This is a genomic window from Bacillus cereus group sp. BfR-BA-01360 (genome assembly GCF_022663595.1).
Classification (GTDB): domain Bacteria; phylum Bacillota; class Bacilli; order Bacillales; family Bacillaceae_G; genus Bacillus_A; species Bacillus_A cytotoxicus.
The window spans coordinates 34,299-54,725 of record NZ_JAKUFV010000016.1 but is presented as its reverse complement, the minus strand read 5'-3'; the positions used below and the strand labels follow the sequence as shown (position 1 = coordinate 54,725).

Genomic DNA, 20,427 nt, shown 5'->3' with positions numbered 1-20,427 from the left:
TTTCTCTATATATTTTCTGCCATTTCTTCTTTAAATCCGAAGAAATACGTAAAAATAAAGCCGAAAATATAAGCGATTACTAAGCCAAGGAAATAGAGTAAATATTTATTATCGGCAATGAGCGGAATTAACGATATCCCTGATACGCCGATTCCAAGTGAAGCCGTTTTCATAACTGCTTGAAAAGCACCGCCAACAGCCGCACCTAAACAAGCTGTAATAAATGGTTTCCCAAGCGGTAATGTCACCCCGTATAATAACGGTTCGCCAATTCCTAAAAATCCAACTGGCAGTCCCCCTTTAATGACATTACGAAGGCGTTTATTTTTTGTTTTCACGAAAATCGCAATCGCTGCCCCTACTTGCCCAGCTCCTGCCATTGCCAAAACTGGTAGCAGTGGCGTTACATGTGTTTGGTTAATAAATTCCATGTGAATCGGTGTAAGTCCGTGATGTAGTCCAACCATAACGAGGGGCAAGAATGTTCCTGCAAGCACCGCACCTGCAATAACTCCTCCAATATTTAAAATTGCATTTATTCCACTTGTAATTCCATCGGATAATAATCCCGCAACTGGCTGAATAGCTAGCATCGTTACTAAACTGACAACTAATACTGTAATGAGCGGCGTCACTATAATATCAACAGCATTTGGAACCGCTTTTCGAACTTGTCTTTCCACAATAACCATGAGCCATGCTGCAAAGATTACTGCAAATAAACCACCGCGCCCCGGTACTAACGCTTCACCAAATACTTTCACATCCGCCATAGCCGGGTTGAAAATTAAAATACCCGCGATTGCGCCGAGAACTGGTGTACCACCAAATTCTTTCGCTGTATTCCACCCCACTAAAATCCCTAAAAATGTAAAAATACCGCCACCCATTAAAAGCAAGATTTGCAGCCACGTCGCATTCGGATCTGCCCCTGCATTTTTAGCAAAATTCGCAACCCCATTTATAATTCCTGAAGCAACAAGACCAGGAATTAACGGAATAAAGATACTTCCTACTTTTCGCAAAAAGTTTTTCACTGGTGTATTATTTTTCTTCTTAATGGCGGATTTCATTTCTTGTCCAATGTCTTCTAGATGGTTATCATGAGCCACTTCCCCCATTCGCAGCCCTGTCAACGCTTCCATTTCAGCCGCTACTTTATTGACAGTTCCCGGTCCAACTACAACTTGTAATGTTTCATCTTCAATAACGCCCATTACACCGTCAACTTTTTTCAATTGATCCATATTCACTTTACTTTCGTCATGAAGTGTAAGACGTAATCTCGTCATACAATGTGCAATGCTGCGTATATTTTGTATTCCCCCAAGTTGCTCTGTAATGTCATTTGCCATCCGCTGTTCTTTCTTCATGGTAGAATCTCTCCTCTCCATTTCTATAGCGCCTTCTTCACAAATCCTTTTGCATCTTTTAATTTTTCAAGTGCTTCCCCATATTCACACTGTAGTAATATCATAACGATTGCTGCTTTCACATTCCGATTTGCCTTTTCGTAATACGCCTCTGCCTCCTTGTAATCTACCTCTGTTGCTTCCATAATAATTCGTTTAGAACGTTCTACTAATTTTTGATTGGTTGATTGAACATCGACCATTAAGTTTTTATATACCTTTCCTATACCAATCATCGAAGCCGTTGAAATCATATTGAGTACTAACTTTTGAGCCGTGCCCGCTTTTAATCGTGTCGATCCAGTTAGCACTTCAGCACCCGTTTCTACTTCTACACTCACTTGTGCTAACTGACTCATTTCAGCCCCTTTATTACAAGAAATACTCGCTGTCTTTGCCCCAACATAATTTGCATATTTTAATCCACCAATGACATATGGTGTGCGACCACTCGCCGCAATTCCGATCACTGTATCTTTATCATTTAGCTGAATCCCTTTTAAATCTTCTATCGCCAATTCCTCGCAATCCTCTGCACCTTCCACCGCCTTAGTAAACGCTTTCATTCCTCCGGCTATAAATCCTTGTATTTGTCTCTCATCTGTACCAAATGTAGGAGGACATTCAACAGCATCTAAAATACCTAATCTGCCACTTGTCCCAGCACCGATATAAATTAAGCGTCCACCATTTTGAAAAGATGAAATTACATTTCGAACGATTTTTTCAATTTGCTCCATCTCCTTGTGTACTGCTATCGCGACTTTACGATCTTCTTGATTCATCGCCTCTAAAACCTCTTTTATACTCATTTCATCTAAATTCATCGTGTTTTTATTCCGATGTTCTGTCGATAAACGCTCTAACATTCTTTCGCCCCCTTGAAATTTTATTTCACACTTTTATTATATAACTAAGAAATTTAAAATCAATATTCACCATTCATTTTATGAAATTTCATTTTCATTCATGACGAAATTGTGTCTTTCTAATATAAAAAAGAGCCCGTTCAAAAGAACAGGCTCTTCATTCATTTAAATTGATTTCAACACTTGAATCCCTTTTACAATATTCCAAATGAAATAGTAAATACTTACGATACCCGCAATTACAAATGTAGCGATAACAGCAATACCAACTGCACCATTATTCGCTGAACTTAGTCCAAATACACTAGACATTACAAAACCTATGAATACAACTACATACGGAATGAAATGTGTCCATAAAGCTTTCTTTGCATGATATTTCACTTCTTCTTCTGCAACAAAATAAATAATGATTGGAAGAAGAAATGGTGCAAAAAAGATACTAAAGTAACTTAAAGAAGCTAATATATGATTTCCGTTCATTTCTTTCACCTCAAAAAATAGAATGATTTCTTATGTCTTTATTATTTCATAAGAATAATCATGAAACCATTTAAAAACCTTACGTAAAGATGACAATTATGTAAGATTTCGCGAGGAGAATTTTGCTGCTCGTAAAGAAATCCAGCAAGCACTATATGTACAGTTTCACTTTAACTTTCTTAACCGATCTGCTTCCGCTCTTGTTTCCATAAAGCGATCCAACACTTGGTCGCCCATCCGATTAAATGTAATGACATATAATGCATCAATGATATTTAATTGTGTCATTCGCGATGCAATACTTGCAATGCGGTAATCTTGCTCTACATCTGGGATGCAAAGATGAATATCAGCTTCTTTATATAATGGCGATAATTGGTCAAGTTTCGTAATGGCAATAACAGTTACCCCTTGCTTCTTCGCATACTGCACCACCTCTAATACATCCTTTGTACGCCCCGATGTTGAAATAGCAACAAAGACATCGCCTGTCTTTAAATTCGTAATAAGCGGAAGCATCATGTGGAAATCAGAAAGCATCATTGCTGTAAACCCAAGTCTTGTAAATTTATATGCTCCATCCATTGCTGGTGCAGCAGATCCGCCAACTCCGTAAAATAATATCGTTCTCGCCTTTAAAATAGCATCTGCTGCTTTTTCTAACTCTCTTTTATCAATTGCTGTCACACTTGCCTCAATGGCAGCCTTATTCACATATGTCACTTTATTAAACAAATCAAACGGACCATCTTCTGTATTTAGCACGGAAAAATCATTAATATTATAATCGGCAATTGTTAATTCACGAACAAGCGCTAGTTTAAATGCTTTAAAGCTGCCAATACCAATCGTTTTACAAAAGCGCACGACACTTGCTTCACTAGCTCCCGCATTATGAGACACTTCTTTCGTCGTTAAATTTGGAACAATCTCAGCATGTTCCATAATATACTGCGCGACCTTTTTTTCAGCGGGTGAGAATTGATCCATATCATTTTTAATTTTAAATAATAGTGTTGACGCCTTCACCAAATATCCTCCATTCCTTACTCTTATTTTTATTGTAGCTTAATCACCCCCTTTCGTTCCATCCTACTCATTATATATCAGCGATTTTTCAAATATATCGGCGGTTCGACATGAGATATCGACCAATCGACAAATTTCATCAAATCACTGCTACTAAAAATGTAAAAAGAGCCCGTCCAGTAGTACAGGCCCTTCCTTTTATACAAAATATTTCTTTAACAATGGCGGTGTAATAATCGTCGTTAATATAACAACAATGACGATTGAGGTAAAATTCTCTTTTGCTAATAAATTTGCGGTTAATCCATTTGCCGCGATAATAAGTGCTACTTCTCCGCGTGACACCATACCAGCTCCAATACCAATCGACGATTTCAAATTAAATCCTGTTAATCTTGCTCCTAGTCCTGATCCAACTAATTTTGTCAAGATTGCGATTATCGTCATCAAAACGATAAACCAAATTTGGTTTCCAATCCCTTGAAATGTAATTTCCATTCCGATACTAACAAAAAAGACTGGTACAAAAATAGCATAGGCAATCGGTTCAATTTTATGTTCTACTTCATGCTTATATGTCGTTTGCGATATGGCAATTCCGGCTGCAAAAGCTCCGATAATCCCGGCAACCCCCATTTGTTCACTATAATAAGCAAAGGAAAAACAAATAATAAGTGCTGCACTAATTAATGCTTCTGATACGCGAAGCGGCACTAACATGCGCATAATCCACGGAACGACTTTCCACCCAATTACAACAATACTGCTAAAAAAGATGACTTTTTTAGCAATCATAAGCGTAACATTCACATCCTGTGTCCCTAAAAAACTCATAACAAAAGCTAATAAAATTACAACAATGACATCATCAAAGACGGCAGCTCCGAGAATGGTTGTGCTCTCCCTCGTATTCATTTTCCCTAAATCACGCAATGTTTGAACAGAAATACTGACGGAAGTTGCACAAAGTAATAATCCTAAGAAAATGGCATGTGACTGCATCATCCCAAACGCAATTCCTGCTAAATAACCACCGAGAAAAGGAAGAATAATACCGCCGATTGCAACTGCAAATGATGATTTTAAATTACGATTTAGTTCTTCTAAGTCTGTTTCTAGCCCTGCCATAAACATAAGAAGTAACACACCAATTTCACTTAGCTCATCAATGAGTTCTGAACTATCAATAATCCCTAAAACTGCCGGACCAATAATAATACCAACAATTAATTTTCCTAATACAGATGGCTGACCAAGTCTCACACTAATGTCACCAGCTAGTTTTGTACAAAGTAAAATAACAACTAGTTCAAAGTAAAACAGCATAGCATCTTCTCCTACTTTATAGAATACGTCTATTCCTAACGATAGTCTCTCCTTACTAATGCCATTTTATTTGTTGCATTTTTATTTCATTAAATACTCTGAATTACTACAGAAATGCTATTATTTTAGTCGTTATGTCTGGACAAGTTCGTGTTTCTAATATATTGAGCCGCGTTAATCAAAGAGGAAAGATTCCTTTATTAAAACACATCCAAATTTCAAAAGAAGATTCCGGACTCCTTTTGTCCCAATATTCCCGATCATTGCTATTGCGTATATTGAATGAGTAACCTTCCGCAATAACGTGGATTAGCTTTACCTTCTGGCTTGTTATAGGACTATATCTCCTGACAAACAAAACAAACTTAAACTTTCACTATAAAAAAATCGCTCACTATGCCATAAAGCGAGCGATTTCTCATATCTTTCTATTCGATTATTTTTTGTCTTTCTTCTTTTTCCATACTGCTACACTGTCAAAGAAAAAGTTAATGAATAACGTTCCTAACCCAGCCAATAAAAATGTCATTACAAATAAAATCCATATGCTTTTATCTTTCAAAAAATAATATCCAACAAGGAGCACAACAGCGATCCATACATATTCAAGAATTTTTTTTAGTTTTTTCTCTTCCAAAGTCATTCGCTCCCTTATTCAAGCTTCTTCTACTTTTAGTATAGCAAAAAAGAAGCCCATCATCTGCATAAAACGATCATATTACCCTCCTGAACCTGTATCTGTACAGTCTCCCACAATAACAAATATATCTTGCTTCAGCACAAGCATATTCAACTGCTCAATCGCTCGCTTCCAGCGAAATATATCATCTGCACCACTATTTTTGATATGCACATCACTTACAACTGGAAATATAAGCTTTGTCTCCTCTGCTTGAATCGAAGGATTCTATGGAAATGATATAAGTGCGAATACGCTGATTAAATTTCTTAGCTTTCATGCAATTTTCTACCCTACCTAACTCCTCCTCGTTTGGTTTATCCAATACAAGGATTATTGTAACGAAAGCATATTAATCTAAATCGAACTGTTTATGAAGGCTATTACAATACTGTAAATAGAGTGTCATTTCTATATGAAGTTACACATCACTGTCTTCTTTTCAAAAAGACGACGGATTTATGAATCTTTATTAATAAGACAAGTATAGTCCAACATTTAATAATAGTAAGAACGAATCATATAAGGAGGGAATGTCGATGCAAAAGCATAAAAAAATAGGCTGTTTTGCTCCTTTATCTATTATATGTGAAGTCCCATGTCCTCCCCCCCCTCCTATATCAAACGCTGAATTCGTTACAAATGAATTTGTAGGGAATTTCCTAATTACAAATGACACGTTTCTTCCTGAAACAAATCAATTAAAACAATCAGACTCCACTTTCGAACTTTGGAAAGGAGATGGACTGTCGTCATTATCAGGTAGTATTTCTGTATACAATAATCGAAACAGTACAACCGCGATTACTGTACAAATTGTAGGTGAAACGACAAATACGTTAACCGCCTTGCCAGGCAATACTGTTTCATATACCGGTTCAGGATTACAGTCTGTTTCTCTTATCAATATACCAAGTGATCCTTCTGTCTATATAGAAGGCCGCTATTGTTGTCAAATTACATACTGTAAATTCAAAAGTGATTGTATGTAAGTGCGTCCCACATTTTATAAAAAAATCGTGTGAACAGCTTCTTTGTTCACACGATTTTTTTATATTTCGCTAAATTAAAGTATATCGGATTGTCATACAAAACTCGCCAGTTTCCGCGGATGCTGTTCCCAAAATTGTCACAGTATCAAAACGTCTAACTGTAAAGGATGCACCGCTTCCAGTAGCCACCGTAATCGTTTCTACAGCCGTTCCGCCTATACCACCACTATAGAAAACGAGCGTAACAGGACCTGTTCCGGTATCTACTTTCAAATACCCTGATGCATAAATATCTTGTGCAATATTATCGGCATAAATAATTGCAGGTGCCGCGGATGCAGTCCAATTTATACACACTTTATCTTGTACAATATTTTTTTGCGAATTTGCACAACACGAAAGGTTCGCACTATAATTTTCCATTTCAAATCCCCCTTTATGACATGACATAGCGCGTTGTAATACAGAACTCTCCTTGATACGTGCCTACTGGCGTAGCCGGCGTTACAATTTGAATCACATCAAAGCGACGGAACGTAAAAGCAACGCTCATTCCTTCTGTCACTGTAAACGTTTGAATAATTCCTCCACCCGAATCCAATACATTCACCGTAATCGCATTTGCAGGACTCACTCCAGGCCCAACGTCATATGTTAGATAACCAGTCCCTACGATATTTTGGTTAATATTATTTCCATAGACCGTAAACGTACTAGCTTCCGAACTAGACCAAGGATTACAGACTTTATCTTGTACAAAATTGTTGCTTTCATCTGGACAACAAGTTAAAGCGGTTACAGAACAATTACAAGCCATAGTTTCTCTATCTCCTCTCTCTTACCACATTCCCTATATATGTATGCCCTCTTCATCCATTTGCTTGTATCATTCATCTATTTTCCAAACGAATCTTCCATAGGAAACTGTCCATGCATCCCCCTCTACTCTTTCTTAATATTGTATTTCTCTTGTAAATGTGGCGGTGCCATTTTTACAATAAACTGTAAAATAAAAGCCACAACAGCAATGTCATCTAATATACCAAATCCAAGTAGAAAATCCGGGATGATATCAAACGGAAAGGCTGCATATCCAATTAGAAGAGCGACGGTTAATACTTTCTTGGAAAGAGCAACGTCTTTTGAAGTGAAAAATTCATATAGAAATGGACCAAAACGGCGAAAATGAAAGATAAATCGGAATCTGTTCATCATTTTTTTCATCGATACGACCTCCTTTTTTGTATAAAAAAACCTTTATCAAATACGACAAAGGTCTAAAGAATAATAAGACGAGAGTTCCTCCCCTTTATATCGAAAATGTTATAAAAATCCCTTCAAATATTTGATACAACCTCTCCTTTTATGCCTGTTTAGCATTCCCTTAAATAATAAAAACATAAATAAAAAGCCACGCGATAAAGTGGCTTTTCTAGGCATCCTTAAAGCGGATTACATTTTGGCATCTCTAAACCAGATGATTGGGCTAATTTCAATAAATAATAACATTCTTCTCTTGCCATATGATCTGCCATTCTTGCGGATAGCGAGCTGAGTATTTGCTCGGATAACTCTAATTCTTCTAGCTCATGAAGAAAATGCGAGAAAAGATTGAGCTCTAACGAGACATCTTTCGTGAATTTTTTCAAGGCTGGAAAATGATGAAGTTCTGTACGTAAATACCCTGTCATTTCAACAGCTTTTAAATAAAATTGTTCAAAATGCTTCGCATATTCCTCGCTTTTTTCCTTCAAACGTTTCTCCACCAAATCAAGTTCCCCGGCAATCGATCCCGCATGGCCAGCCGCATCTGTTAACCAAACAAGGTGATAATGTAATTCGTGAAAAATAGGTGGTACCTCACCTTTTATTAAATATTCTAATACCGTTATATACTCTTCGACTTCATTTACCATATGATTAATAAAAGTAGGAGTAAAATGAATTGTGACTTTTCCTTCCAACTGCTTCTGCACAATACTTAACTTAAATGTTCTCATTTCCTCAGCTGCTTGTTTCGCCTCTTTGGCAAATGCAACTAAGTTTACAGTATGAATTCGACTTAAATACTTTTCAAACTTCGAAACAAAATGCCTCGCCTTATCAATGTCTCCCTTTTCTTTTGGAGCTAACGCATCTAAAAGAAATTGAGCATGATCTCCAAGCACCCTTAACCAAAATTTATGTTCAAATAATGCGCTTTCTTCATAAGTTCGATCCATATTTCCTTCCCCTCCCACACTATATTTCACACACTCTTAGCGAAAAAATGTTCACATGAAAACTAACTTATTTTTGATTCAATGTATAGTTCATGTTGATCAGGATCATAAACGATAATGCCCGTTCCATTCGGATTATGTTTTTCAGAAAACGATATTTGATAAAAAGCTAGCTTTTTCTTCACCTTTTCTATATCAGAAATAACAATCCGTATCTCTTTAGACGTAATCCGCTCTGCATTTATCCCATGCGTTCGGTTTTGGTTCATCATAATACAAATTCTCGTCGAACCAACATCATACCATACACCCGTAACATCTAATTGTGGTCTTTCTGAACTAGGCTTTAGACCTAAAATTCCTTCATAAAAATATAATGTATCTTTTAAATTTCTTACTTCTAATAAAACAGCATTCATAATTTCCTCCACCGCTCTCTCCCTCCTGTACGCTTTCCTTTTTTCTATATGTGTCATAAAAGGGGATTATGTCTGAATACATTATGTAATGATGAGTTTTTTAGTTTTATAGAAGGAGGTTCTATCATGAACAAATATATGAAATCTTATGTTCCCTATCATAGCCCTCAAGACCCTTGTCCTCCTATTGGAAAGAAATATTACTCTACTCCTCCTAATCTATATTTGGGATTTCAGCCACCCAATTTACCACAGTTTTCCCCACAAGAAGCTTTAAAAAAAGGAACTTTATGGCCTGTTTTTTATGATTATTACGAAAATCCATATGGAAAAGGGCGGTGAGCATAATCGTGGCTGAATCATTACCAAAAGAATATTATGAGTGGCTTGAAGAACTACAAGCACTGGATTTTGCTCTCGTTGAACTAACATTGTATTTAGATACACATCCAAATGATGTTGCAGCGATTGAACAATTTAATGATTTGTCTTACCAAAGACGCTTGCAACAACAAAAAATAGAAAAGAAATATGGCCCTCTTCAGCAATTTGGAAATAGTTACTCGAATGCTCCGTGGGAATGGAGCAAAGGTCCTTGGCCATGGCAAATATAAAGGAGAGAGAGTATGTGGATTTATGAGAAAAAATTACAATACCCTGTAAAAGTAAGTACTTGTAATCCTGCACTTGCCAAATTATTAATTGAGCAATATGGTGGTGCTGATGGCGAATTAGCTGCTGCGCTTCGCTATTTGAATCAGCGCTATACAATTCCCGATAAAGTAATTGGATTACTGACAGATATCGGTACAGAAGAATTTGCTCACCTTGAAATGATTGCTACAATGGTTTATAAACTAACAAAAGACGCATCGCCTGAGCAAATGAAAGCTGCTGGCCTTGATCCACATTACGCAGATCATGATAGCGCTTTACATTATCATAATGCAGCTGGTGTGCCTTTTACCGCAACTTATATTCAGGCTAAAGGGGATCCAATCGCAGATTTATATGAAGACATTGCAGCTGAAGAAAAAGCAAGAGCAACATATCAATGGCTCATTAACTTATCAGATGACCCGGATATAAATGATAGCTTACGCTTTTTACGAGAACGTGAAATCGTCCATTCACAACGCTTCCGTGAAGCTGTAGAAATTCTAAAAGAAGAACGTGATCGAAAGATTTATTTTTAACTGATTTCAACACATACCCTACTGGTATGTGTATTTTTTATTTACTGAAAAAACAACCTCCTCAGAAACAGTATAATTATTCAGTTTAACGTATTAATTTTTATTTTTTAAAAATTTCCTATTGCTTTCTAGTCATCAGACCTTTAAAATAATAACAGTTGCTCGACAAATTATTTGAATTTTCGACAAAAATCTTAGGAGGATTTTCTATATATGCGTAATACGTTAAAGCCATCGCAAATTTTCTCCATTAGCTTATTGCTATTTGCAGTTTTCTTTGGCGCTGGCAATATGATTTTCCCACCTCTGCTCGGACTTTCTTCTGGACAGAATATGTGGGTGTCTATTTCAGGATTTATTATTACAGATGTAGGGTTATCATTATTGGCAATTGTTGCTGTTGCTCTTGCAGGCGGCAGTTTTAAAAATTTAGCGAGCCGTGTTCATCCAAAATTCGCAGCAATATTAGCTATTATTATTTATCTTTCAATCGGCCCGCTATTTGTAATTCCAAGAACAAGTTCTGTTTCTTATGAAATTGGGATTGCACCCATTTTTCAATCTCAATGGTATTCTATGCTTGTTTTTAGTTTTATTTTCTTTACGATCGTCTACTTTTTATCATTAAATCCATCTAAGCTAGTTGATCATATTGGAAAAATATTAACGCCTGTTTTACTTGGAATCATTGCAATTATGGCAATAAAAGCCATTCTTACACCCGGCTCTTTTGTAGCACCTATCGGCGACTATAAGGAAATGCCATTTTTCAAAGGATTTCTTGAAGGATTTTTAACACTCGATGCAATCGGAGCTCTTGTGTTATCAACAATTGTTGTAAATGCCATTCGCCAAAATGGCGTTAACGAAAAAACATCGATTGCGAAGTACACCATTATTTGCGGAAGCATTGCAGCATTCTTTTTAACTATTGTTTATTTCTTACTTGGCTATATTGGGGCATCACACGGAAATCTTGGCCAGTTTGAAAATGGTGGTCAATTGTTAGCTACTGTTATGTATCACTTATTTGGGACAAGCGGGAATATTTTACTAAGCATCGCTATTATATTCGCTTGTTTAACAACAGCAATCGGTGTCGTAAGTGCATTTGCTAACTATTTTACAAACGTATTAACAAACGTTTCTTACAAACAACTTGTTCTATCTGTTTGCATCTTTAGCTTTGTTGTTTCAAATTTAGGCCTAAGTTTGCTTATTAAAATTACATTACCTGTATTAATTATTTTATATCCAATTACAATTATTTTGATTTTCGTATCATTTATTGATAAATATACAAAACGAAAACCATCTGTTTATATCGGAGCAATGACGGCAGCGTTTTTCATTAGCTGTATTAACGCTCTTGATAATATCGGAATGGTTCCAGCGGCTATTACGTCAATTGTCAGTACAATTCCTTTTTATAAATTAGGAGTCGGTTGGCTCATCCCAGCAATCCTTGGTGGAATTGTTGGTTATTTCATTCCGCAAACACAAATGGAAAGTGAACTTTCTACGAAATAAAGTGAAACTTTAATTAGTGGGGGTTTTCTTCATCCCCCACTAATTATGAACTCTCACCAATCGGGCTACTCCCACCTATCTTCCTTGCTTCTTTCTGAATCTTGAGGCGGGAGTCTTACTGCCCTAAAATAGCAGGATTAAAAAGCAATCGTATATCGAACAATCACATGTTGTGTTGAATATGGAGCCCATAGAGTTCGTGGCGCTCCTCGAAAATATGTTTCCATCCCCCTCTCCTTCCTTTTATCTCTATATACAGATTATTCCTCAAACATATAAACTCTATTTTATGAAAGCTAAAAAGACGCCGATTGCTACTTATGATATTCTCTTCCACCTAATATTATTGTAAGAAAGAAAAAGTCCGTCAATCAATTTATCTTCTTCCCTTCTTTAGTCGCATTTCTCAGACTCATTCGTAGCCATACAATAACCTTACAAAATTGTAATGTTATTGTAAGCTAAAACGATTTGTCATTTTTTCCCTCTCTTCTATACTGAAAATAGATATAAAAACGAACAAAAAGGTGATAAATAAATGAAAAAGAAAAATAAGGTATTCATTACGAGTGTAGTAGCAATTGGAATCGCAGCAGGTTCCTATTTTGCTTTTACTGGAGGCTCTTCTGATGTAGCAATCGCCTATAGTGGTTATAAAGTAACCGAAAAGCAAATTGAAAACACACAAAAATTCGGCGGTGAAGTCATTCCAAATGGGATGGAGACAATTGCATTCGATCCATCAAAAGGAACTTATGAACTAGCTGTCCAAAAAGGCGATGAAGTGAAAAAAGGGCAACTTCTTTTCACGTACAATGACCCTACTATGAAATTAAGTGTTACAGAGGCAGAAATGCAAAAGAAATTAGCTGAAAAAGAAGTAACATTATTAAAGAAACAAATTGATACAGCAAAACAAACATTACAAAAAAACAAAAACGCTGGAGCACCTCAAGAAATGCTAAAAGCGGCAGAAACAGAAGTACAACAGCTTGAATCACAACTTGAAATAAAAAAATTTGAAGTCGAAAAAGCGGAACAAATGATAAAAACAAACAAAGAAAAATTAACTACTCTTTCGGTAACAAGCCCTGTAGATGGTTTCATTGATGAGATTACCAAAAATACGGATGAAAAAACAGGTCTAAACGGGATTACAATTCGTCACACTGGTCCATTAAAAGTAAAAGGACAACTGTCAGAGTTCGAATTAGCTCATGTCAAAGTCGGGCAAGAAGTGACCATTACTTCCAAAACAGTACCAGGAAAAAAATGGACTGGAAAAGTAACAGAACTCTCTTCAACACCGATCAAAAGCATGGATGAAAACAAAACCGTTTCTAATTACCAATTTATTGTTACATTAGATAATAGCGAAGACTTGCAAAATGGATTCCATGTATATGTAACAAATACATCCGGTGCAGCAACTGGCACTGTTATCCCCAAAAGTAGCATTGTGAAAAAAGGGGATAAAAACGTTGTCTTTGTTATGAAAGATGGAAAGGTAAAAGAACAACCAATCACTGTTGAATTCGAAACAGATAGCGAAGCAAAAGTTTCCGGTGTAAAAAAAGGAGAACAAATCGTTTCTAAACCTGATAAAGACTTAAAAGATGGCATGGAGGTCAACACCCAATGATTGAATTAAAAGGCATCACGAAATCTTTTCAAAATGGTGCAGAATCCGTTCAAGTTTTGCACGGTATTGATATCACACTGAACCAAGGTGAGTTTACTTCCATTATGGGACCGTCTGGTTCTGGTAAGTCAACGTTAATGAATGTGATTGGCTGCTTAGATAAACCAACAACAGGTACGTATTTATTGGCCGGTCAAAACATCTCAAATATGTCTGAAACAGAGCTTGCTCATGTTCGCAATAAGGAGATTGGATTTGTATTCCAAAACTTCATGTTACTCCCACGTCTCAGTGCTCTACAAAATGTAGAACTCCCGCTCATTTACGCAGGAGTAGACAAAAAAGAACGCAGAGAACGCGCATTGGTAGCTCTCACAAAAGTTGGGTTAGCAGAACGTGCCACACATTTACCAAATGAATTATCTGGTGGGCAAAAACAACGTGTAGCCGTTGCCCGTGCCATTGTAAATAATCCGAAGTTCATCCTCGCTGATGAACCGACCGGTGCGCTTGATACAAAAACGAGCAAACAAATTATGGATCTCTTTTACGAATTAAACAAACAAGGTTCAACCATTATTATGATTACTCATGATAGAGAGATTGGAGAGGCAGCTGCGCGCCAAATTGTAATTCGTGACGGAAATATCGTTCAAGATTGGAGAGGTTAACATTGAACACAAATGAAAATATACGTATGGCCCTTTCCTCTATCTTCGCTCATAAAATGCGCTCCGTTTTAACAATGCTTGGGATTATCATTGGGGTTAGTGCCATCATTACAATCATCTCAATCGGGGACGGAACAAATGAAAAGTTCCGCGAGCAAATTGGAAAAGAAAAGAAAGACCAATTCTCCGTAAACTATATGACTGAAGATTACTCAGATATGGATGGAAAAGTATCAGCAAGCATGTATGACAATGTATTAAAAATCAGTGGAGTTCAAGATGTATACCCGGATGTAAGTGGAAAAGAAAAAGTATATGCAGGAAAAGAAGAATTAAATCTTGATATCATCGGGGCAAAAGGTGACTATTTTGAAGATTCCTCTAAATTCCATCTCGAACATGGAAGGTTTTTAACAGCTTCTGATTTAGATCGACCAGAACATTCCATTATGTTAAATAAAGAAGCATTTCATAAATTATTTTCTTCATGGAAACCAAACTTATATATAGACATAAAAGGTACACCTTATAAAGTAGTTGGTGTATACTCTAAAGAATCTATGATGGGCGGCATGAAATTCAAAGAAGGTATCATTTCTGTTGAAAATTGGCCTATCCTATTTGGAAAAAATAATTATGATGGCATTACAGTAAAAATAGATCCAGCTCAAGATAAACAAACTGTGCAAGATGCGGTTATAAAATCATTAAATGATGCAAAAAAGCCTGAGTATACAGGAGAATTTAAAATACAAGATCCGCAAGAAGCTTTAAAAGAAATTGATAACTTTACAGGTATATTAAAAAGTGTATTCGGTGGTATTGCAGCCATTTCATTACTTGTTGGCGGCATTGGTGTTATGAATATTATGCTCGTATCTGTAACAGAGCGAACGCGTGAAATTGGAATCCGAAAAGCAATTGGGGCAACGCGTGGAAAAATATTGCTGCAATTCCTTATTGAATCTTGCATTCTAACAGCATTAGGCGGATTCATTGGATTCCTACTCGGTATTTTCTTCGCTTGGATCGTTGCTATGTTTGCTGGATGGCCACTTGTCGTTTCCGTAAAATTAGGAATTATTTCTGTCGCACTTTCTATGCTCATTGGGATTTTATTTGGTTTACTACCAGCTAATAAAGCGGCAAAGCTTGATCCAATCGAGTGTTTACGTTATGAATAAAAAATGGTAGAGAAGATGCTCTCTACCATTTTTTGTATGATCATTTCTTCCATGTAAATCCAAATTTATCCCATGCTTGTAAATAATCGAGTAAGAAAATCTCTTCTTCCACTATACGGCCCACTACGTTTGTCTTTCCTGTATTCACCATATCTTTTAAGGCAATTTGTAATTCCCCTTTATACTGACCGTACTCTTCATTATCGATTAAAATATCGCCTCGTTTAATCGCTCTTGTATGATGCGGTTTAAATTCTTCTTTTTTATATTTCACGCGGCTTTGTGTTGAGCGAATCATATATTCTGATACGTCCCCACGATAGAAATGCGGTTCTTCCAATATAATCTTTCTCTCTAACTCTGTTGTTGTATCATAAATTTCCACATCAAATATTTGCTTTTCTTTATTGATTGCCCCAAGTGCTTTTAGCTCAGCTTCTGATGCGTATGCATTTGCAATAATGACATCATCAATGACCCCTGTTGCAAATAAATGCTTCGCTTGTGTTGTAATTGGTAATTCACGATGTTGTTCGATTGTACATAACCCTTCCGTTACCGGCCACGGACCATATGTTGCATCAAAAGATGTAACAAATGCTGCCGTTCTCATTCCATACTCTTTAAACTGTTTTGAACATTTCATAAAGTGATCATAAGAAAGACCCGAATAGCGATGTGGATAGAAATTATGACAACCAATTAAATTTTCTTTGTTTGGACGATGACTCATAATATTATCAACATATTTTGTACCATTGCTCATATTAATCTCGATTTTTAGCCCATATGGATTATATGTCATAATAGATTCTTCTAATCCTGAAAAACCAACATCTAGCCGAATGCCATATGCACCTAATTTATGGAAAAACGATAAATCATCATAAGAAATACCAAGCTGCTTAAACACTGCTGGACTTATATCAACGAGTACTTGAAAACCTAATTCATTTGCATGAGAAATCGTTTCCTTAAATTCTTTCATAACTGTTTCTTTGTCTCCATCAACGGATAATAAACATGTAAATACTCGTGTAAATCCATACTGATGTGCTAATGTTAAATATTCCTTATCTTTCTCTACTGTAGAATGTTCTGGATAAATAGAAATACCTAATTGTCTCATAAAGTATACGCCTCTTTCTTCATCATAATTGTAAACCTTTACAAATAAATGTAGATGAATAACTATATCCCCTAACCATTTACTACATTTTTGAATCCATTTTCTTTTCCGAAAAACTTCTGTCAATCATAACAACTAGCAGACTATACATCTATACTTTAACTCTTTTTCAAAGAATTGTGTAGTCTTTACACAAATTTGTAAATCTTTTTTATATAAAAAATCATTCCTCTACTTCAGTTCAACTTTCTTGACTGTTACATTGGCCAATACATATACTCGAAGGAACAGAGAAAAATTATAATATAGGAGATGAATATATGGGAGAAGCTGCACTTATAGAGCGAGAATCCTTATGGACAAAAGAATTTATCGCGCTAATTTTCGCTAATTTATGTATGTTCTTAGGTTTTCAAATGTTAATTCCAACGCTTCCTGTTTACGTAAAAGAAATTGGTGGCTCAAGTTCTAATATTGGTTTTGTTGTCGGCATATTTACCGTTGCAGCACTTTTTATTCGCCCCTTAACAGGAAATGCATTGCAGAAGTTTGATAAAAAAATTATTTTAATGACTGGGACTGCCATTTGTTTGCTAGCTATGGGCAGTTATTTGTTTGCTTCAACAGTATTTCTTCTACTAGCTGTCCGGATTTTACACGGAGCTGGTTTCGGTATGACAACCACTACATATGGGACGATTGTCTCTGACTTAATTCCACCTGCTCGCCGCGGGGAAGGAATGGGATATTTTGGTCTGTCTGGAACGATGGCAATGGCACTTGGTCCTCTCATCGGATTATGGATTATGCAAAACTATAACTTTACTATTCTTTTTTTATGTGCACTATCTTGTACTGTTGTTTCTCTCATTTTAACAAAACTATTAAAAATGAAAGAAATGGCAAAGCCACTTCTACAAAAACCCGAGACATTTTTAGATGGTTTTATTGAGAAAAAAGCTTTACTTCCTTCATTATTAATTTTATGTATTACCCTTATGTATGGAGGAATTGGTAGCTTTATTACATTATTTGCTGCACAAGTCGGAATTACTGATATTAGTCTTTTCTTCTTATTTAACGCACTTGCAATCGCTGTAACTCGTCCCTTTTCTGGAAAGTTATATGATGCAAAAGGACATATATTTGTAATCATTCCTGGTGTTTTACTAACTTTTGCAGGAATTATTCTTCTATCGTATACAACAGCGATACCAAATTTAATTATTGCTGCTAGTTGTTATGGTAGTGGATTTGGGGCCATTCAACCTGCCTTGCAGGCATGGATGATTGACCGGGTTTCTCCGCACAGACGAGGTGTCGCTACTGCAACATTCTTCTCTGCATTTGACCTTGGCATCGGTGCTGGAGCAATTCTGTTCGGATTTATTGCCCATTTTACAGACTATGCAACTGTATATCGTTACTCATCCGTGTTGCTAATCGTCTTCCTTTTCATTTACATAACAAATGTAAGAAAAGAAAGACGATTAGGGAAAAGACACGAAAAAGCTGCTGGATAACAGAGGTTCAGCGGCTTTTCTTATTCATTACGATGATATTTTAATTTTGTTGTTACGTTATTGCCAAAGTAACAATATATTTATATATTACTTATTCATTCATATCCTCTTCATAATCTGCATATTTTTCGTATATTGACCTCACAATATGTATAACGCTTCTTCATCATTGTTTTTTACAAACTTACTTTTAAAACCAATTAAATCCAGAAGATTCTTTAAGTAAATGTAAACTTTTTATTCCTTTGTAAATTTAGTGTAAATTTTAACGATAATCCGTTTACAGTCAATCAAGGTTTAGTTAATAATTACACCGTACATGAAATATAAGGAGTGGAATTCGTGGAATTTAATATTCAAGATATGCTCTTCCAATTTATTGGGGGGTTAGGTATTTTCTTATTCGGAATTAAATACATGGGAGATGGACTGCAACAAGCAGCTGGAGATCGTCTCCGTGATATTCTCGATCGCTTCACAACAAATCCACTGATGGGTGTACTAGCTGGTATGTTAGTTACTGTGCTTATTCAATCTAGTTCTGGTACAACCGCTTTAACAGTTGGACTTGTAAGTGCTGGCTTTATGACGTTACGACAAGCCATCGGCGTCATTATGGGGGCAAATATTGGAACAACTGTTACAGCATTTATTATTGGAATTAAAATTGGAGAATATGCTCTTCCTATTATGGCAATCGGAGCAATCTTCCTATTCTTCTTTAAAAATAAAAAAGTACAATCTCTTGGACAAGTCGTATTCGGATTTGGGATGTTATTCTTCGGTTTAGAATTAATGAGTACAGGTATGAAACCACTCCGTTCTTTAGAATCATTCCAGGAGCTAACAGTAAGTATGAGTAATAATCCTATTTTAGGTGTGATTGTTGGTACTGTATTTACTTTAATTGTACAAAGTTCAAGTGCAACAATTGGAATCTTGCAAGAGTTATTCGGGCAAGGAGCAATTGATTTAAAAGCTGCACTTCCTGTATTATTTGGTGATAATATCGGAACGACGATTACCGCTGTTTTAGCAGCAATTGGTACTTCTATCGCGGCGAGACGTGCGGCATTCGTACATGTTATCTTTAATATCGTTGGAACCATTATCTTTACAATCTTATTAATACCTTTTACAAGTTTAATTCAATATTTCCAAACATCATTAAACTTAAATCCTGAAATGACAATTGCCTTTGCACACGGAACATTTAACGTGACAAATACAATAATTCAGTTTCCATTCATCGCTGTCTTAGCTTGGATTGTAACAAAAATCATTCGTGGAGATGATGCTGCTATCGACTGTAAGCCGCAGCACTTAAATCCTATTTTCATTGAACAATCTCCTGCTATCGCTTTAACAGAAGCACAAAAAGAAACGATTCGCATGGCAGAGTTTGCATTACACGGACTAAAAGAAGCGCGCTGCTTTTTAAATACGAAAGAAAAGAAGCACGCGGATATGGCAGCTCAACTAGAAGGGGCGATTAATAATTTAGATCGAAAAATTACCGACTATTTAGTATTGCTGTCTGAAAAGCCTCTTTCGCCAATAGATTCTGAAAAACATTCCGCATTATCATCTGTTGTCGGAGATATCGAACGCATTGGAGATCACGTTGAAAATTTAATCGAGCTTGTAGACTCTCAAAATTCCAATCGAATTACACTATCTACTGAAGCCATGGAAGAACTAAATGAAATGCTAGAGTTAACAGTTTCTACATTACAAGATGCGATCCATGCTTTAACAAACTTTGACACCGAACTTGCTCAAACAGTCATTACGAAAGAACGTAAAATTGATCAAATGGAACGCGTATTGCGTAAACGCCATGTGATGCGCCTAAATGAGCGCAGTTGCTCCGGTGATGCGAGCATTATCTTTGTCGATATGGTAAGTAATTTAGAACGTATCGGTGACCATGCTGTCAACATTGCAGATGGTGTGTTAGGGGAACAAGGAAAATTCTCATTAAGACAAACATTATAAAGACAAAAGAGACGCTTGAATCAGGCGTCTTTTTTGTTTTTACCAAAGTCGCTTTTCTGCTGAATTATATAAAATAGCCCCGTTCCTTCTCTTCTTGGACATATTCCAACAAATTTGACATTC

Annotated in this window: 22 protein-coding genes and 2 pseudogenes; 11 read left to right on the top strand and 13 right to left on the bottom strand. The window is 36.2% G+C overall.

The genetic code is table 11. From position 1 onward, the window contains the following. Nucleotides 1–5 precede the first annotated feature (5 nt). From MR056_RS14985 to MR056_RS14965, 5 genes are all read right to left on the bottom strand, one after another. Nucleotides 6–1,373 carry a PTS transporter subunit EIIC gene (locus tag MR056_RS14985; protein WP_048721481.1) on the bottom strand — a complete coding sequence of 456 codons (1,368 nt, stop codon included), beginning with the start codon at nt 1,371–1,373 and terminating at the stop codon, nt 6–8. Between the two features lie 23 nt (nt 1,374–1,396). Continuing rightward, complete coding sequence (gene murQ / locus MR056_RS14980; protein WP_048721477.1) at nt 1,397–2,281, bottom strand: N-acetylmuramic acid 6-phosphate etherase; 885 nt, start codon at nt 2,279–2,281, stop codon at nt 1,397–1,399. A 165-nt stretch (nt 2,282–2,446) separates the two neighbouring features. After that, entirely contained in the window at nt 2,447–2,764 is a 318-nt protein-coding gene (locus MR056_RS14975; protein WP_011983772.1) for a magnetosome magnetite crystal formation protein family, read from the bottom strand. 165 nt (nt 2,765–2,929) lie between these two features. Then, nucleotides 2,930–3,793 (bottom strand): MurR/RpiR family transcriptional regulator, encoded by an 864-nt coding sequence (locus tag MR056_RS14970; protein ID WP_011983771.1) that lies wholly within the window; start codon nt 3,791–3,793, stop codon nt 2,930–2,932. A 198-nt stretch (nt 3,794–3,991) separates the two neighbouring features. Beyond that, nucleotides 3,992–5,119, bottom strand: a complete 1,128-nt coding sequence (locus MR056_RS14965) for a cation:proton antiporter (protein ID WP_011983770.1) — start codon at nt 5,117–5,119, stop codon at nt 3,992–3,994. 202 nt (nt 5,120–5,321) lie between these two features. Between MR056_RS14965 and MR056_RS22720 the strand changes: the two are divergent. Then, a pseudogene (locus MR056_RS22720) lies at nt 5,322–5,484 on the top strand (amino acid permease C-terminal domain-containing protein); the annotation flags it as partial. A 71-nt stretch (nt 5,485–5,555) separates the two neighbouring features. Here MR056_RS22720 and MR056_RS14960 read toward each other — a convergent pair. Beyond that, a complete protein-coding gene (locus MR056_RS14960; RefSeq protein ID WP_041809466.1) occupies nt 5,556–5,756 on the bottom strand; it encodes a hypothetical protein in 201 nt (66 codons plus the stop codon). An 84-nt stretch (nt 5,757–5,840) separates the two neighbouring features. Continuing rightward, a pseudogene (locus MR056_RS14955) lies at nt 5,841–6,059 on the bottom strand (hypothetical protein); the annotation flags it as partial. 278 nt (nt 6,060–6,337) lie between these two features. Between MR056_RS14955 and MR056_RS14950 the strand changes: the two are divergent. Continuing rightward, entirely contained in the window at nt 6,338–6,790 is a 453-nt protein-coding gene (locus MR056_RS14950) for an S-Ena type endospore appendage (RefSeq protein WP_011983767.1), read from the top strand. Between the two features lie 69 nt (nt 6,791–6,859). Here the strand turns inward: MR056_RS14950 and MR056_RS14945 are convergent, their stop codons facing one another. The 5 genes from MR056_RS14945 to MR056_RS14925 all read right to left on the bottom strand — a co-directional run bounded on the left by MR056_RS14945 (nt 6,860) and on the right by MR056_RS14925 (nt 9,443). Continuing rightward, the gene (locus tag MR056_RS14945) at nt 6,860–7,213 is read right to left on the bottom strand and encodes a DUF3992 domain-containing protein (protein WP_011983766.1); all 354 of its coding nucleotides are present in this window, start codon (nt 7,211–7,213) and stop codon (nt 6,860–6,862) included. A gap of 13 nt (nt 7,214–7,226) precedes the next feature. Continuing rightward, nucleotides 7,227–7,607 (bottom strand): DUF3992 domain-containing protein, encoded by a 381-nt coding sequence (locus MR056_RS14940; RefSeq protein ID WP_011983765.1) that lies wholly within the window; start codon nt 7,605–7,607, stop codon nt 7,227–7,229. 125 nt (nt 7,608–7,732) lie between these two features. After that, nucleotides 7,733–8,014: a YkvA family protein gene (locus MR056_RS14935; protein WP_011983764.1), complete on the bottom strand. Its 282-nt coding sequence runs from the start codon at nt 8,012–8,014 to the stop codon at nt 7,733–7,735. A gap of 218 nt (nt 8,015–8,232) precedes the next feature. Beyond that, nucleotides 8,233–9,012 carry a DUF2935 domain-containing protein gene (locus MR056_RS14930; RefSeq protein ID WP_011983763.1) on the bottom strand — a complete coding sequence of 260 codons (780 nt, stop codon included), beginning with the start codon at nt 9,010–9,012 and terminating at the stop codon, nt 8,233–8,235. A 62-nt stretch (nt 9,013–9,074) separates the two neighbouring features. Beyond that, nucleotides 9,075–9,443, bottom strand: coding sequence for a VOC family protein (locus MR056_RS14925; RefSeq protein WP_041809463.1), 369 nt, complete (start codon nt 9,441–9,443; stop codon nt 9,075–9,077). Between the two features lie 114 nt (nt 9,444–9,557). On the opposite strand from MR056_RS14925, the gene MR056_RS14920 reads away from it, so the two are divergent. The 7 genes from MR056_RS14920 (at nt 9,558) to MR056_RS14890 (ending at nt 15,654) form a co-directional block, all read left to right on the top strand. After that, nucleotides 9,558–9,773, top strand: coding sequence for a spore coat associated protein CotJA (locus MR056_RS14920; RefSeq protein WP_011983761.1), 216 nt, complete (start codon nt 9,558–9,560; stop codon nt 9,771–9,773). An 8-nt stretch (nt 9,774–9,781) separates the two neighbouring features. Then, on the top strand, nt 9,782–10,045 hold the full coding sequence (locus MR056_RS14915) for a spore coat protein CotJB (protein ID WP_011983760.1): 264 nt from the start codon (nt 9,782–9,784) through the stop codon (nt 10,043–10,045). Nucleotides 10,046–10,057: 12 nt separating this feature from the next. Continuing rightward, entirely contained in the window at nt 10,058–10,627 is a 570-nt protein-coding gene (cotJC, locus tag MR056_RS14910; RefSeq protein WP_011983759.1) for a spore coat protein CotJC, read from the top strand. A 213-nt stretch (nt 10,628–10,840) separates the two neighbouring features. After that, nucleotides 10,841–12,157, top strand: coding sequence for a branched-chain amino acid transport system II carrier protein BrnQ2 (gene brnQ2, locus MR056_RS14905; RefSeq protein WP_011983758.1), 1,317 nt, complete (start codon nt 10,841–10,843; stop codon nt 12,155–12,157). Nucleotides 12,158–12,695: 538 nt separating this feature from the next. Continuing rightward, nucleotides 12,696–13,799: an efflux RND transporter periplasmic adaptor subunit gene (locus MR056_RS14900; protein ID WP_011983757.1), complete on the top strand. Its 1,104-nt coding sequence runs from the start codon at nt 12,696–12,698 to the stop codon at nt 13,797–13,799. Next, entirely contained in the window at nt 13,796–14,470 is a 675-nt protein-coding gene (locus MR056_RS14895) for an ABC transporter ATP-binding protein (protein ID WP_011983756.1), read from the top strand. Before MR056_RS14900 ends, MR056_RS14895 begins: the two co-directional genes overlap by 4 nt. A 26-nt stretch (nt 14,471–14,496) precedes the next feature. Continuing rightward, entirely contained in the window at nt 14,497–15,654 is a 1,158-nt protein-coding gene (locus tag MR056_RS14890) for an ABC transporter permease (RefSeq protein WP_416377774.1), read from the top strand. Nucleotides 15,655–15,694: 40 nt separating this feature from the next. Here MR056_RS14890 and MR056_RS14885 read toward each other — a convergent pair whose 3' ends face one another. Next, nucleotides 15,695–16,783: a DUF871 domain-containing protein gene (locus tag MR056_RS14885; protein WP_011983754.1), complete on the bottom strand. Its 1,089-nt coding sequence runs from the start codon at nt 16,781–16,783 to the stop codon at nt 15,695–15,697. 320 nt (nt 16,784–17,103) lie between these two features. Here MR056_RS14885 and MR056_RS14880 point away from each other — a divergent pair, with 320 nt between their 5' ends. Both MR056_RS14880 and MR056_RS14875 read left to right on the top strand, forming a co-directional pair. After that, nucleotides 17,104–18,306, top strand: coding sequence for an MFS transporter (locus MR056_RS14880; RefSeq protein WP_011983753.1), 1,203 nt, complete (start codon nt 17,104–17,106; stop codon nt 18,304–18,306). Nucleotides 18,307–18,648: 342 nt separating this feature from the next. After that, nucleotides 18,649–20,304, top strand: a complete 1,656-nt coding sequence (locus MR056_RS14875; RefSeq protein WP_242136578.1) for a Na/Pi cotransporter family protein — start codon at nt 18,649–18,651, stop codon at nt 20,302–20,304. Nucleotides 20,305–20,427 lie beyond the last annotated feature (123 nt).

What these genes read in the sequence shown, in the direction of transcription:
- MR056_RS14880 (WP_011983753.1), top strand. Translation starts at nt 17,104, where the DNA reads ATGGGAGAAGCTGCACTTATAGAGCGAGAATCCTTATGGACAAAAGAA.
- MR056_RS14930 (WP_011983763.1), bottom strand. Translation starts at nt 9,012, where the DNA reads ATGGATCGAACTTATGAAGAAAGCGCATTATTTGAACATAAATTTTGG.
- MR056_RS14940 (WP_011983765.1), bottom strand. Translation starts at nt 7,607, where the DNA reads ATGGCTTGTAATTGTTCTGTAACCGCTTTAACTTGTTGTCCAGATGAA.
- MR056_RS14965 (WP_011983770.1), bottom strand. Translation starts at nt 5,119, where the DNA reads ATGCTGTTTTACTTTGAACTAGTTGTTATTTTACTTTGTACAAAACTA.
- MR056_RS14985 (WP_048721481.1), bottom strand. Translation starts at nt 1,373, where the DNA reads ATGAAGAAAGAACAGCGGATGGCAAATGACATTACAGAGCAACTTGGG.
- MR056_RS14975 (WP_011983772.1), bottom strand. Translation starts at nt 2,764, where the DNA reads ATGAACGGAAATCATATATTAGCTTCTTTAAGTTACTTTAGTATCTTT.
- MR056_RS14935 (WP_011983764.1), bottom strand. Translation starts at nt 8,014, where the DNA reads ATGAAAAAAATGATGAACAGATTCCGATTTATCTTTCATTTTCGCCGT.
- murQ (WP_048721477.1), bottom strand. Translation starts at nt 2,281, where the DNA reads ATGTTAGAGCGTTTATCGACAGAACATCGGAATAAAAACACGATGAAT.
- MR056_RS14920 (WP_011983761.1), top strand. Translation starts at nt 9,558, where the DNA reads ATGAACAAATATATGAAATCTTATGTTCCCTATCATAGCCCTCAAGAC.
- brnQ2 (WP_011983758.1), top strand. Translation starts at nt 10,841, where the DNA reads ATGCGTAATACGTTAAAGCCATCGCAAATTTTCTCCATTAGCTTATTG.
- MR056_RS14900 (WP_011983757.1), top strand. Translation starts at nt 12,696, where the DNA reads ATGAAAAAGAAAAATAAGGTATTCATTACGAGTGTAGTAGCAATTGGA.
- MR056_RS14885 (WP_011983754.1), bottom strand. Translation starts at nt 16,783, where the DNA reads ATGAGACAATTAGGTATTTCTATTTATCCAGAACATTCTACAGTAGAG.
- cotJC (WP_011983759.1), top strand. Translation starts at nt 10,058, where the DNA reads ATGTGGATTTATGAGAAAAAATTACAATACCCTGTAAAAGTAAGTACT.
- MR056_RS14890 (WP_416377774.1), top strand. Translation starts at nt 14,497, where the DNA reads ATGGCCCTTTCCTCTATCTTCGCTCATAAAATGCGCTCCGTTTTAACA.
- MR056_RS14945 (WP_011983766.1), bottom strand. Translation starts at nt 7,213, where the DNA reads ATGGAAAATTATAGTGCGAACCTTTCGTGTTGTGCAAATTCGCAAAAA.
- MR056_RS14950 (WP_011983767.1), top strand. Translation starts at nt 6,338, where the DNA reads ATGCAAAAGCATAAAAAAATAGGCTGTTTTGCTCCTTTATCTATTATA.
- MR056_RS14895 (WP_011983756.1), top strand. Translation starts at nt 13,796, where the DNA reads ATGATTGAATTAAAAGGCATCACGAAATCTTTTCAAAATGGTGCAGAA.